General features: G+C 41.4%; 11 protein-coding genes and 1 pseudogene. 5 read left to right on the forward strand and 7 right to left on the reverse strand.

Translation table 11 applies throughout. From position 1 onward, the window contains the following. Positions 1-142 precede the first annotated feature (142 nt). Positions 143-616: a DUF3761 domain-containing protein gene (locus Xhom_RS45485; protein ID WP_232326120.1), complete on the reverse strand. Its 474-nt coding sequence runs from the start codon at positions 614-616 to the stop codon at positions 143-145. 354 nt (positions 617-970) lie between these two features. On the opposite strand from Xhom_RS45485, the gene Xhom_RS45480 reads away from it, so the two are divergent. The 3 genes and pseudogenes from Xhom_RS45480 to Xhom_RS45470 all read left to right on the forward strand — a co-directional run bounded on the left by Xhom_RS45480 (position 971) and on the right by Xhom_RS45470 (position 3,957). Beyond that, positions 971-2,074 (forward strand): toxic anion resistance protein, encoded by a 1,104-nt coding sequence (locus Xhom_RS45480; RefSeq protein WP_069317084.1) that lies wholly within the window; start codon positions 971-973, stop codon positions 2,072-2,074. A gap of 101 nt (positions 2,075-2,175) precedes the next feature. Continuing rightward, entirely contained in the window at positions 2,176-3,195 is a 1,020-nt protein-coding gene (locus tag Xhom_RS45475; RefSeq protein ID WP_232326372.1) for a 5-bromo-4-chloroindolyl phosphate hydrolysis family protein, read from the forward strand. A 106-nt stretch (positions 3,196-3,301) separates the two neighbouring features. Further along, positions 3,302-3,957, forward strand: a pseudogene (locus Xhom_RS45470) (SDR family oxidoreductase). A gap of 175 nt (positions 3,958-4,132) precedes the next feature. Here the strand turns inward: Xhom_RS45470 and Xhom_RS45465 are convergent. After that, complete coding sequence (locus Xhom_RS45465) at positions 4,133-4,483, reverse strand: SymE family type I addiction module toxin (RefSeq protein ID WP_069317082.1); 351 nt, start codon at positions 4,481-4,483, stop codon at positions 4,133-4,135. 687 nt (positions 4,484-5,170) lie between these two features. Here Xhom_RS45465 and tnaA point away from each other — a divergent pair. Further along, positions 5,171-6,577 carry a tryptophanase gene (tnaA, locus tag Xhom_RS45460; protein WP_069317081.1) on the forward strand — a complete coding sequence of 469 codons (1,407 nt, stop codon included), beginning with the start codon at positions 5,171-5,173 and terminating at the stop codon, positions 6,575-6,577. A 761-nt stretch (positions 6,578-7,338) separates the two neighbouring features. After that, positions 7,339-7,965: a tyrosine-type DNA invertase gene (locus Xhom_RS45455; protein ID WP_069317080.1), complete on the forward strand. Its 627-nt coding sequence runs from the start codon at positions 7,339-7,341 to the stop codon at positions 7,963-7,965. Between the two features lie 509 nt (positions 7,966-8,474). On the opposite strand, the gene Xhom_RS45450 is transcribed toward Xhom_RS45455, so the two are convergent. From Xhom_RS45450 to Xhom_RS45430, 5 genes are all read right to left on the reverse strand, one after another. Next, positions 8,475-9,053: a TerD family protein gene (locus Xhom_RS45450; RefSeq protein WP_069317079.1), complete on the reverse strand. Its 579-nt coding sequence runs from the start codon at positions 9,051-9,053 to the stop codon at positions 8,475-8,477. A gap of 55 nt (positions 9,054-9,108) precedes the next feature. Continuing rightward, positions 9,109-10,137 (reverse strand): TerC/Alx family metal homeostasis membrane protein, encoded by a 1,029-nt coding sequence (locus Xhom_RS45445; RefSeq protein WP_069317078.1) that lies wholly within the window; start codon positions 10,135-10,137, stop codon positions 9,109-9,111. Positions 10,138-10,164: 27 nt separating this feature from the next. After that, positions 10,165-10,620 carry a tellurite resistance TerB family protein gene (locus Xhom_RS45440; protein WP_069317077.1) on the reverse strand — a complete coding sequence of 152 codons (456 nt, stop codon included), beginning with the start codon at positions 10,618-10,620 and terminating at the stop codon, positions 10,165-10,167. Between the two features lie 105 nt (positions 10,621-10,725). Then, positions 10,726-11,892 carry a TerD family protein gene (locus Xhom_RS45435; RefSeq protein ID WP_069317076.1) on the reverse strand — a complete coding sequence of 389 codons (1,167 nt, stop codon included), beginning with the start codon at positions 11,890-11,892 and terminating at the stop codon, positions 10,726-10,728. Beyond that, complete coding sequence (locus Xhom_RS45430) at positions 11,892-12,479, reverse strand: TerD family protein (protein ID WP_069317075.1); 588 nt, start codon at positions 12,477-12,479, stop codon at positions 11,892-11,894. Before Xhom_RS45430 ends, Xhom_RS45435 begins: the two co-directional genes overlap by 1 nt. Positions 12,480-12,730 lie beyond the last annotated feature (251 nt).

Consider the following 12,730-nt stretch of genomic DNA (forward strand, 5'->3'; position numbering starts at 1 on the left):
TTGCAACTGAATCACTCGATGAATGCAGGCTGATGCTAATGAAAGTATACTATTAAATTAGATAAAAAAATGTGACTATTATCAGAAAAGAATTAGAGAGCCGAAGCTCCCTAATTATGTATGATGAAAAATCACCGGAAAATTATAGCCATTTAGCAACGCCACCGTGGCGAGAACAGGCCCCTTTATGGGATTTGCTCTTACTATAAGTACCATCTTTACATTGAGCGGTGTTTGCCCCTTTTTTCTTGATAGCTTTTTTTCCAGATGATTTTTGTTTTTTGGCTCCTTTGGTGACTTTTTTCTCTAATGAGCCTGCTTTATTTTTTACCTTTTGGACATTGTGTTCTACTGCTGTTGCTGTTTTTGACGCGGTTTCGGTTGATACCGCAGGTGCTGCAAGTGCTGTACTTGAAAACAACACCAGTAATGCTGCAACTGATAACTTCAAGCTTTTCATCATATATGTCCTCTGATTAGAGTACTTAAACCCGAAATCTACTCTTGCAGTTTGGAGTATAGTTTTGAATGTTCTGATTGCAAATTTAACATAGGTAATATTTATGTTTTGATATTTGGTTATTTTATATTTTCTTTTCAGAACAAATAATTGCATTTTGGGTGACATTAAGGATATATGTTAAAATATGTTTATTTTTAATGAGTTTTGCTATGTAGATATTAAATCTCAGTGCAACCAATAAAGTGGCAACTTAAAAGATGAACTGCCAAGAGTATTAGAGAAACTTTTTAAAAAATACAAAGAAAATCAAACGAATATTATGGCTTTTCGCAGCATGGGATCACGCTTATCTTGAGATGAATAGGTTTTAAATAAATACTGAAAATCGTATAATATTTGTTATTTTCCATTCTGTTATGCCCAATAAATTTCAAATTGCATTGCAGTTAACAAAAAGGCAACTTGAAAGATAAAGGGTGTATTTTAATTTAACAATGGGACTACTTAATGAATACGGAATCTATGCCTATACCATCATTTGAACGTCAGGTTGGCACCACCCAATTAGCTGAACGCGTTGAGCAAGAAAAAGTCAATGCACTGGTAGATAAAATTGATATTTTTCAGCCTGCCGCAGTGATTAGTTATGGCGCGAAGCCGATGGGCGAAATTGCTCGTTTTGCTGATTCTCTGTTAGAGAATGTTCGTTCAAAAGAAGCGGGAGAGGTGGGTAAGAAACTGTCCGATCTGGTTATGTTCGTGCGTGAAAATGGCGTGCTGACTGACGAAGAGAAAACCAGTGGTTTTTTGCGTAACCTGCCTTTGATCGGTGGCTTGTTTAAGAAAGCTGAGCGGGCTGTCGTTGACAGAAAAACATTGACGCAGCAGGTGGATACTATCGGCTCTCACCTTGATCGGGCGATGACCAATTTGGTTCGTGATATTAATATTTTAGATCAGCTCTATACACGCAACCTTAGTTTTTATAAAGATATCACGCTGTATGTTGAGGCGGGCAAGCAAAAACTTGAGCAAGTAAAAAACGAGCTTCTGCCTGAACTGAGCATGAAAGCTGAAATGTCTAAGGACATGATGGATGCCCAGAGTGTGAAGGATCTGGTGGAAAATATCACTCGTTTTGAACGCCGTATCCATGATCTGGAATTATCAAAAGCCGTAGCCATTCAAACGGCGCCGCAAATTCGTATCGTGCAGAGCAATAACCAGCAGCTTGTGGAAAAGATCCAAAGCAGCATTATGACAACTTTGCCTATCTGGAAGAGTCAGCTGGTACTGCAATCGTCGTTAGAAGCACAAGGCAAGGCGGCTAAATTACAGAAAGAAGTTAGTGATACCACAAATGAATTGTTGCGCAGAAATGCGGAAATGTTGCAGCAAAATAGCATCGCAACAGCAACAGAAGTTGAACGTTCCATTATTGACGTGGAAACATTGCGTGATGTGCAGAACCGTCTGGTCAGCACGATTGAAGACACCATGCGCATTGCTTCTGACGCGAAAACGAAACGTGCTCAGGTTGAAGTTGAATTGGCTAATATGGAAGAAAACCTGCGTCAGCGCTTGAGTGCCGCAGTGACGAAATATCAGTAATCTGCTGTTTCATCTGTTGTGTATAGACACATCCTATTCCGTGGGATGTGTCTATGATTTGCTGATTATACTGCTTATAAGGAATGAGCTTTATTGTGGATATGATAAAAGCATTTTTTTGGCGCCTGTTATTTCATGGTATAGGGATTTTTACGGGGTTTATTGTCTGTGCCCTGACCATTAACCTTCAATGGAAACCTTGGGGAAGCGATCACTCCCCTATAGCTGAATCACTGATATTCTTTTCTAACTATGTTGGTATGGTGGCACTTTGGGCTCCCCAGAGAGAGAAATGCACAAGAGCTATGCAATATTTTGTCGTCGTATTGATGCTGATATTGTGCTGGTTTGCAGACTTGTTGCCTGTATTTGTTCTACTGGCAGGGTTTGCAATGTTGCTTATCAAGGTGATTGGGCAACGGAAGGTGACTGGTGGGCGATTCCTTCTGCTGGTGATAGTCTGTATTCATGTTGTCTCCCTACTGGCATATGACCTCAAGCCATTTCCCACGTGGTTCTGTATCACTTATGTCGTGTTAGTCATCTTGTTGGGCTGTGCTGAACGTACAGAATCCAGTGAAGATAAACAGAAAGAGGAAAAGCTGGCAGGTAAAACACCTGATAAAAGTGGAGCAGGATTCAAGGACGCAAGTAGAAATAAAAATGCATCGGAGACAGTTAAAATGCCGAGCGAAGAGGAAGTGACATCGGGTGCTTTCAGCGAATATTATCAGCAACTAACCACGATTATGGCATATCAGTCTGCTGTTCCACGGGATATTTGGCCTCATCTGAACAAAATTGAAGAAAAAACCCGTGCTATTATCGCTTGTATGAAAGAGGATGAAAGAGACGTTCCGCATGGGACTGCGTTCTTGAGCCGTTATTTGCCGATGATTAAAAGTGCGCTGGAATCTTTGGCATTACTGAAACAGCATCAAGCCAGCAGTTCGCAATTTCAGGAAGCCAAATTGTTAACCGTTCAGAGTTTGCAGGATATGGGCTTGGCATTCAGTGAAATGCACCAGAAGTTGTTGGATAACAATTTTGATGATTTGGTGGCTGATTTGAAATCGATGACTCAGTTAGTGCGTGCTCAGGGTTTTGATGTGAAACAATGATTCGGAGAATGCGGTTGTGCAAAAAGTGACGATCATTACAGGCGGTTCCCGTGGCATAGGTAAAGCCACGGCGCTTTGCTTGGCAAAATAAGGGCATCATATCTGCATTGGCTATCGTAGCCGTAAAGATAAAGTTGATGAAGTTGTGAATATAATCCGATCTTTTGGGCGGTCTGCCATTGCGATTCAGGTGGATATCGCGGATGAAAACAGGTAGTGGCTTTGTTCCAGCGGACGGAACAAGAATTGGGGTATGTTTCTGGATTAGTGAACAATGCCGGAATATTAAAACCCCAAGCCACTATCGAGCAGTTGACGGCAGAACGGCTAAACGAAATTTTCGCAACGAATGTCACGGGATATTTTCTCTGTGCGCGTGAAGCTGTCAAAAGAATGGCTTTTCGTCATGGCGGGCAAGGCGGAGGGATCGTCAATGTTTCGTCAGCCGCAGCCAGATTGGGCTCTCCCCATGAATATGTTGACTATGCGGCATCGAAAGGTGCCATTGATACGATGACAATCGGGCTGGCACAAGAAGTGGCTGCACAAGGAATTCGGGTAAATGCTGTGCGCCCTGGATTTATTTATACTGAAATGCACGCTGCTGGTGGAGAGCCTGAACGGGTTGACCGAATCAAAGATTCTCTGCCAATGAAACGGGGTGGCCAGCCGGAAGAAGTGGCTCAGGCTATTGCGTGGCTGCTGTCTGATGAATCGTCTTATGTTACGGGTAATTTTATTGACTTGGCAGGAGGAAAGTAAATGCGATGATGAGTTTTAATCGGCTACGTTTAATGAAATGATCCGAAATCTTTGGAAACACTAAAAGCCGGAATTCCTTTCAAGATTTTGCCGGCTCATTAATGAACACGAATTTTTGGTCAATGTGTTTTTTTTAAACAATATATGATTTTGGGCAAAGTATTAGATTATCGGTTCAGGCCAGTAATTCCATTAATTTGGGTTTAAGGATAATCTTGCCTGGCTCCATTTCAATGTTAATAGGCTGTTCCACCAAATTACTGCTCGTTAGCCAATCCCCTGCAATATAAAGTTCGCCATTTTCGCGAATGTTGTCGATCCCTTCGTATGGATTATTTTCGATTTCATTGATCAAGCTGACCAGATCTGTGTTGGGATCAATGAGAGATATAATGACGCCATTGGAAAATTGTGAGATATGAAATAACTCATTCGCGGTAAATCCAGCATCGCTGAGTGTGCTGCCATTTAGTATTAATTCTGGGATATCAATGTCAGTATGGCGAAATGAAACATGAAGGCTCATTTGTACGTTCCTTGTGTTATTGGGGGATACGGCGATACTTTATCAGCACTTTGCCCGTACTGCACCGCGAATTTATACGTGTTTTCATTTGTACCGCATTCATTGCTTAATAATCGGCATCCACCCTAGCGTTTAGTTGACTAACATGCTATCGACAATGTTGCTCTTTGCGAAGCGACGCGCAAAAAATTACTGGATATTTCCATTTTGAAATAGCTTGTTAAAATTCGATCACATAATAGTTTTGTAAATAGCGATGATAAATGTAAATGGCTACCCTAAGATTGATGGTTATTTTTATTTAGTATTCGTTATAGTAGTTTATTACAAGTTTAATTAAATAAGCATTATATTTAATTGTACCTTTATCTTATTATTTTATAGATATTGTTTTTTATGGTTTACTATTATTTAAAAATTACATAGACAGAAATATTTTATTATTGTATAAGTATTCCTTTAGGTATTAATATCGTATGGGTTTAATGTATGAGTCTTGAGTTAATGTTGTACAAATGCTTTTTTCAAGTGCATTCTAATCTTATCAATCGAATATTGAAGCCTGCTCCTATCTAATCACAGATTTCCATTTTGAAAAAAACTATTTTTTAAAGTCTGGCATTTAAGCGTTTTTTCTTAATGCTGTGTGGATCATTTTATTTTTTATCTCTAAATAGGAATATTAAGATGAAGCGTATTCCAGAACCCTTCCGCATTAAAATGGTAGAAAATATTCGTATGACAAACCGTGCTGAACGTGAAACAGCATTGGAAACTGCGGGGTATAATCCATTTTTGCTCTCTTCTGATATGGTTTATATTGACCTGCTAACTGACTCTGGCACTGGGGCTATGAGTAATCAACAGTGGGCAGGTATGATGATGGGAGATGAAGCTTATGCGGGATCTCGCAATTATTATAATTTGGTGGATAAAGTTAAGGAGTTGATCGGATACGAATACACGATCCCTACTCATCAAGGCCGTGGTGCAGAGCAGATTTTATTTCCTACCCTGATTGCCAGAAAAAAACTAAAAGGCGGAGCTAAAAACCCCGTATTCATTTCTAATTTTCACTTTGATACAACAATGGCACATGTGGAATTAAACGGTGCCAAGGCTATCAATGTCGTCACAAATAAAGCCTTTGATACGGGCCATTATTACGATTGGAAAGGTAACTTTGATATTGAAGTCCTTAACAAGACGATTAAAGAAAATGGTGCGGATAATGTTGTTGCCATTATAACGACAGTCACTTGCAATAGTACGGGAGGGCAGCCGGTTTCGCTTGCTAATATGAAAGCGGTATATGAAATAGCGAAGCAACATGATATTCCCGTCGTGATTGATTCAGCACGTTTTTGTGAAAATGCCTGGTTTATTAAGCAGAGAGAAAAGGGTTACGCAGATAAATCTATCAAAGAGATCGTCAAAGAAATGTACCAATATGGCGATATGCTGACGATGTCTGCAAAAAAAGATCCAATGGTGAATATCGGTGGTCTTTGCTGTTTTCGTGATGATGAGGAGTTGTTTAATGAAACACGGATCCGCTGCATTCCTCTCGAAGGGTTCGTGACTTATGGCGGGCTTGCTGGGCGTGATATGGAGGCACTGGCGATTGGTCTCGAAGAAGGGATGGATGAAGACTTTTTATCTTACCGCATTAATCAGGTGACCTATTTAGGGGAACAACTTAAGCAAGCGGGAATACCTATTCAGTACCCGATCGGGGGACATGCTGTCTTTGTTGATGCTAAATTGTTCCTGCCCCATATTCCCAGTGATCAATTTCCAGCGCATGCGTTGAATAATGAATTATACTTGGAAGCGGGTATCAGAAGTGTGGAAATTGGCTCTTTATTATTGGGGCGTGATCCACTGACAGGCCAACAAAAAGAATCACCGATGGAGCTATTGAGACTGGCGATCCCTCGTCGTGTGTATACCAATGATCATATGGATTATATCGTCGATGCTTTTATTGCCTTAAAGCAGCGCGTGGCTGATATCAAGGGCTTAACTTTTACTTATGAACCACCGATATTACGCCATTTTATGGCTAAACTAAAACCCATCACAGAGAAGTGATAATCAGAGAGTGAGTTTTTTGATTCTATTCCCACTTTCACTAAGTCAGAAGTGAAGATTATCAGCATCTTATAAAATGGAATGCCACTAATAAAGCTATATCTAACAGATAGATATGGCTTCTTCGATAGAAAGAGATCGCACCACTTCTTTCACCCCAGTCATAATAGTTAGCTATATGACTGGGGAATTCGTTCTCAAGACATAAGCGCTGCAACTCGAAATCTATTGGGTATGTATCAAATAGATTGTCATATTTATGACATAAATCTGTCATGCAATTATTATTCGCCATTTATCTAATATTACATTTTATTCATTATCAATGTGTCGTGCGATATAAAAATTAAATTTTTTACTTCTTAGTATATTGGTAACTAAAAATAGTATCTTGGTAACCAAAAACAATTGATTGCTTATATTATTTATCGCATTATCTCATGAGGTGGAATGTGTTTTCACAGTGTTTGGACTTGTTGTCTGACAATAAAAAAGATAGTTTTTCTGTATAGCGCATTCTATTTATATAAGGTTTTTGTATTTTTTTGTTATTGGAAAATTAAGATGATTTTTAGTTTGTGTAAAAATAATTTTATAATTTGTTATTTGTATCAATTGGTTATATTAAGAAAAATGTTATTGGTGATCCGGTTGGAAATATTTTCATTTTTTACGGGAATGATTTATTCAAAAAGTTTCCTATCCATGAATGATTTTAATTATAAGAGACAATAACCAACTACCACAGAGAGTAATTCATTATGCTAAAACGTAAATATTTAACTAATTCTGAGATTGAGCAACTATTGGCTGAATTAGAAAATGGTGCCAATGCAGAACGTAATATCTGTATGCTTTTTATGGGCTTTATTCACGGTTTTCGTGTTTCTGAGCTATTGAGGTTACGGATGTCTGATGTGGATCTGCGTGACCGGAGTTTGAGTGTTAATCGTTTGAAAAATGGTTTTTCGACTATTCACCCTATGGTTTTACGTGAAATTCAATTATTGCGTAAGTGGATGACTATACGTAAAAAATTTGAAAAATTTGGTAAAAGTGAATGGCTGTTTATCTCCCGATCCGGGGAACCTTTGTCACGGCAGCAATTTTATAAAATTATCAGGAGCACCAGCATCAAGGCAGAAATTGCGATTTGCGCGAATCCGCACATGTTGCGTCATTCGTGTGGTTATGCGTTAGCGGATAATGGTGTCGATACTCGATTGATTCAAGACTATTTAGGCCATCGCAATATTCGTCATACCGTCAGGTACACCGCGAGTAATGCTGGTCGCTTTGATGGAATTTGGCGAGCAAGAGGGAAGCGAAAAAGGGTTACATTTAGTACCAAACTGTTAACTGATGATGTTTCTCCGTTTGCAAGCTAATCGTTTTTTTATATTTTACAAAGTGTTTTTTCAACGCCTTGATGAATAAAACTAAATAAGTTGGCTTAAATTTTTTAACATTAAGAAAAGTCAATATATCTGACCATTCTCCCTCCACCTAAATTCTCCTGTTATAGTGCTTATTTCGCCATCGAAAGAATAAAAATCCAGAATGTATGAATTTTAAAATAAAACATAAAATAAAAATGAATTTATGTAGATTAATCTATCGAGGTTGACAGTTTGGTACTAAATGTTAACTAATTAGAGGCTGATTATTGGCTTTAAATATGAAACATCAGCAGTCAGTCGATTGTAATGTCGATAAAATAAAAGCCCTGCTTATAGGGTCGAGCAGGGCTTTTCATCACTGTATAGTTATACCCTTTATCTTTCAAATTGCAGCTTTGTTGGCTACGATCACTTACCCCGTCACATCGTTATTTATGTTCTTAAGGGTTCGTTTCTTTGCTGCCTTTTGATGCAATAAGAAATCTATTCGGTATCAATTAAGCAGCGTTAATTCCATATTGCGCACAAACAGAAGCCAGGCCACCCGCATAACCCTGACCTACTGCGCGGAATTTCCACTCACCATTGTGGCGGTATAGTTCACCGAACAGCATGGCAGTTTCAGTAGATGCATCTTCTGTCAGGTCATAGCGAGCCACTTCAACTTGAGAGTCATCGTTAACCAGACGAATGAATGCACCGGAAACTTGGCCGAAGCTCTGGTGACGAGCCTGTGCGTCATGGATAGTGACAACAAACACGACTTTTTCTACGTCAGCAGGGATCTGATCCAGTTTGATTTTAAGTGATTCGTCATCGCCATCGCCTTCACCGGTACGGTTGTCGCCTGTGTGCATGATGGAACCGTCAGCAGATTTCAGATTGTTGTAGAAAATGAAATCTGCATCACCACGTACTTTGCCGTTAGCTGCCAGCAAGAAGGCAGATGCATCAAGGTCAAAGTCCTGTCCGTCAGTTGCGCGGGCATCCCAGCCAAGACCGACCAGAACGTTTTTCATGGTTGGCGCTTCTTTGCTCAGAGAAACGTTACCGCCTTTAGAAAGAGATACACCCATTTTTATTTCCTCATTTGTTACGTTATTTTACTTAGCTAGATTTAACTTACCGGATTTAACTTGCATTTTCTTTTTGTGGGAACAGCAGGCTGGCAATAATACCGACAACCAATACCCCGATGACCACAAATAGGCTGCTTGTCGCCGAAATGGAATAACCATGGTGGAATATGTGTTCTGAAGCGTTCAAACCTAATTTAATGGCAATAAAGAACAGCAGAACAATTACCGCTTTTTCCAAATGCACCAGATACTTTTTCAGTGCTTCAAGCACGAAGTAGAGTGTACGCAGGCCCAAGATAGCAAACATCATGGCGCTGTACACAATCAAAGGCTCTCGGCTGACAGCAATAACCGCAGGTACAGAGTCAAAGGCAAACATCACGTCAGACAGTTCAACCACAGCCAGACACAGCATCAGTGGTGTAGCATAAAGCGCTGCTTTGCCTGCTCGACCCGCTTTCACATCTGCATTTTCTGGTTTAGCCAGCTCTGCATCTACTTCCTTTTGGTTCAGCATAAAATCATGACCGCGCAGTTTCGGCCAAATCGGGAAGAAACGCTTCACCAGACGGTAGGCAAGGTGCTGCGAATAATCTTCGATTTCATCGTCATCATCACCGCTTTTCAGCATCATCACCGCTGTCCAGCCGACAATAACCGCAAACACCACTTCAACCCATGGTCCCAAAGCTAACAGGCTTGTCCCGATGGCGACGAAAATCCCACGGAAGACGATCGCGCCGATAATTCCCCAATACAGAACACGGTGGCGATAGCGGTCAGGCACGGCGAACCAAGAGAAAATCGCCATGATGACGAACAGATTATCGACGGAAAGGACTTTTTCCAGTGCATAGCCCGTTATAAACAGGCTGGCGGTTTCTTCGCCATGACGAGCATACAGGAAACCTGCGAAAACAAATGCAATTGCGATCCAGAAAACAGACCAAAGGGCAGCGCTGCGCAGCGAAATCGGCTTATCATGACGATGCATAAAGAGATCGATAAGGAGCGCACCCACCGACAGAATAATGAATACAGCAACGGTTTCTATCGGAAAACCAATGTGCGTGGATACCATGAAGTAAGCCTCTTAAATTATCTGCGATTACAGTTCGAAATCAGCCGGAGCAAAGCCCAGGGCTATGCATATTTCGCGGGCAGCATTTTTTTCGTTGTTATCAAAGTCACCATCACTTTTGGCGACCGCAATACCGACACGCAAAGCAAGCTGCGCCGCTTCCGGCTGTTGTTTCAGTGCCATAATGAATTTCATGGCTTCACCTTTGCCAATGTCAGCATCAAATTCATAGCTGCTGACCAGCTTGTTGAAGAATTCGATAATTTCAGTGGTATCGAAAACTTTCAGCTCAGGAGAACTTTTGATAAACCCTATCATTTTCTGCTTTTCTTCTGAGCTGACACCGTTGCTCGCCATTGCAACGTGTGCACATACGGCTACTGTGCCTTCCATGAATTTTTTGTTCTTGAAGCGGCCAACTTGGTTGGTTAACTCTTCGCGGCCTGCATTGAATGCAGACTTGATTTTATTTAAAAAGGACATAAGTCCCTCCGTTGGTGTAAGAACTCGTTGTGTAAGAATCCCTTGTATAAGAACTCTCTGTATAAGACATCATTGTGTAAGACATAGTTGTGTAAAAACAGGCTGCTATTTTTTGCCGGCTGACCAGCTGAAGCCCCATCCAAATGCTCTGTCCATTTCTTTGTGCCCACTGAAGTATTGATTGATGCGTTCTACTTTGATGGCACCGTTTTCATTGACAAGGCGGGCAATAGCACACATGTTTTTGTGGTTATAACCTTCCGTCATACGAGTTTCTATGGGGGGTTGATCAGGGACATAGATCGTGACGACGCCATCAGTCTTGTCCCAGCTGGGTGCCCCTTCGTAGATAAAGGCGTAGATCAAAACCTCATTGATGTTTTTCCATTCACGACCATTGATGTGAAGCCATTCACCGTCACTCACACTTCCGGTGCGATCATCTCCCTGTAACTGTACATAGGGTTCATGATGGTAATCACCAAAGCCATTTCCTAATGCTTGGATAACGTCGCGCTCTCCATCCCGCAGCCGGACGAAGGCCCCGAGATCCAGATCCACGCCTTTGTTTGAACCAAACATGCCCTGAAATAGACCTTTTGAGGAGGAAGAGGAGGGCGTTTGGTTCCAGTTCAGATTCACGCGAATTTCGCCGAAGTTATCGCGTTTACTCAGACTGATAGCCGGTTTTTCTTTTGTCAGCGAAACCTTGCTGAGACTAATGCTGCTTGGTGCAGTTGATGCTGGAGCTGGAGCGGGTGTTGATTTTGGTGCATCATCAATGATATCCACGCCAAAATGCTCTGCCAGAGGTTTAAGACCGCCATTAAAGCCTTGAGCAATAAAGCGGAATTTCCACTCTCCATTGCGGCGATACAGTTCACCAAGGATCAAGGCGGCTTCCGAGCGCCCTTGCACTTCAACATTCCCCTGCAAAATCACGCTGCTGTTCAGCTCGACCTGAATGGTAAGGCTATGCAGGTTAGAGATGGTTTGATTGCCGTCGCAGGTTGCGGTGAACGCCACTTTCTGGACATCCCGCCCTAAGGCGGGCAAGTTGACGCTGAATGAGGTATTGATATTGTCGCCAGCCAGACGAATGGTGTTGTCATCACTAACGGGCTGACCATAAAATACCATATCTGGATCGCCTTTAACTTTGCCATCGGCATACAGACGGAAAGCTGAGACATCAATGGCTGCACCTGACAGAACCCGTACGGTGACGGTCTGGTTGGAAACGGGGGCATTTCCCCCGGGCATCAGATTCATTAGCGTACCACCGTCTCAACGATCTGAGGATACATAGTGTCAATAGTCTGACCATGGCAAGGAACGCCATGTGCTGTGAAATCCCATTGACCCCCGTTACGGCGCAGAGAAGAGATGATAATGCCAGTATGAGCACCTTGCTCATTCAACTGATAGCGAGCCAGTTCTTTACCACTTTGGTCAACCACACGACAGAAGGCGTTTTCAACGTCATTGAAGGTTTGGCCACGGAAACTGTTAACGGTAAAAGCGAGGTATTCGACCTTGGCGGGCAGTTTGATCAGGTCGACACGGATAACTTCATCATCGCCGTCACCTTCACCTGTCAGACTATCGCCGGTGTGTAGTATGGAACCGCATTTTGATTTCAGTTGCCCGAACCACACTGTATCGATGGTATTGCCAGCTCCATCAAGCAGTATGCAGCTTGCATCTAGATCAATTTCATCGCTGCTACCACTGAATAAACTTGCTAAAAAGCCTTTCTTTTTAGCGACGGGATCCCATCCCAGACCAAAATCAACTTTAGCCAGTGAAGCGCTCTGTTTGGCGAGCGAAACTGACTGATTTTTGTTTAACGAAACCATTAATGACACCTCATATGCTGTTTGTCGGTGAATCACGTTAATTTCACGTATTAAAAAATCATAATATGACAAATAGGTAGCCAAAAATCTGTCATATTATGATTCCCATAAACAGTATGTTTGGTTGTTAACTGCGTGATAGAGAACAATCTGGCTTCATTTTTTATGATTTCTTTTTCGTGCAAAAAAGTCAAATAAATTTTAAACTAAAAAATCATAATATGATTGACATGTGCTTGTTCTCAACCCTA

Origin of the sequence: Xenorhabdus hominickii (assembly GCF_002632725.1) — a bacterium.
Taxonomy (GTDB): Bacteria; Pseudomonadota; Gammaproteobacteria; order Enterobacterales; family Enterobacteriaceae; genus Xenorhabdus; species Xenorhabdus hominickii.

Bases quoted from the DNA above. Each gene is read 5' to 3' on its own strand.
- tnaA (WP_069317081.1), top strand. From the start codon at position 5,171: ATGAAGCGTATTCCAGAACCCTTCCGCATTAAAATGGTAGAAAATATT.
- Xhom_RS45435 (WP_069317076.1), bottom strand. From the start codon at position 11,892: ATGAATCTGATGCCCGGGGGAAATGCCCCCGTTTCCAACCAGACCGTC.
- Xhom_RS45450 (WP_069317079.1), bottom strand. From the start codon at position 9,053: ATGGGTGTATCTCTTTCTAAAGGCGGTAACGTTTCTCTGAGCAAAGAA.
- Xhom_RS45475 (WP_232326372.1), top strand. From the start codon at position 2,176: ATGATAAAAGCATTTTTTTGGCGCCTGTTATTTCATGGTATAGGGATT.
- Xhom_RS45440 (WP_069317077.1), bottom strand. From the start codon at position 10,620: ATGTCCTTTTTAAATAAAATCAAGTCTGCATTCAATGCAGGCCGCGAA.
- Xhom_RS45485 (WP_232326120.1), bottom strand. From the start codon at position 616: ATGCAATTATTTGTTCTGAAAAGAAAATATAAAATAACCAAATATCAA.
- Xhom_RS45465 (WP_069317082.1), bottom strand. From the start codon at position 4,483: ATGAGCCTTCATGTTTCATTTCGCCATACTGACATTGATATCCCAGAA.
- Xhom_RS45430 (WP_069317075.1), bottom strand. From the start codon at position 12,479: ATGGTTTCGTTAAACAAAAATCAGTCAGTTTCGCTCGCCAAACAGAGC.
- Xhom_RS45455 (WP_069317080.1), top strand. From the start codon at position 7,339: ATGCTAAAACGTAAATATTTAACTAATTCTGAGATTGAGCAACTATTG.
- Xhom_RS45445 (WP_069317078.1), bottom strand. From the start codon at position 10,137: ATGGTATCCACGCACATTGGTTTTCCGATAGAAACCGTTGCTGTATTC.
- Xhom_RS45480 (WP_069317084.1), top strand. From the start codon at position 971: ATGAATACGGAATCTATGCCTATACCATCATTTGAACGTCAGGTTGGC.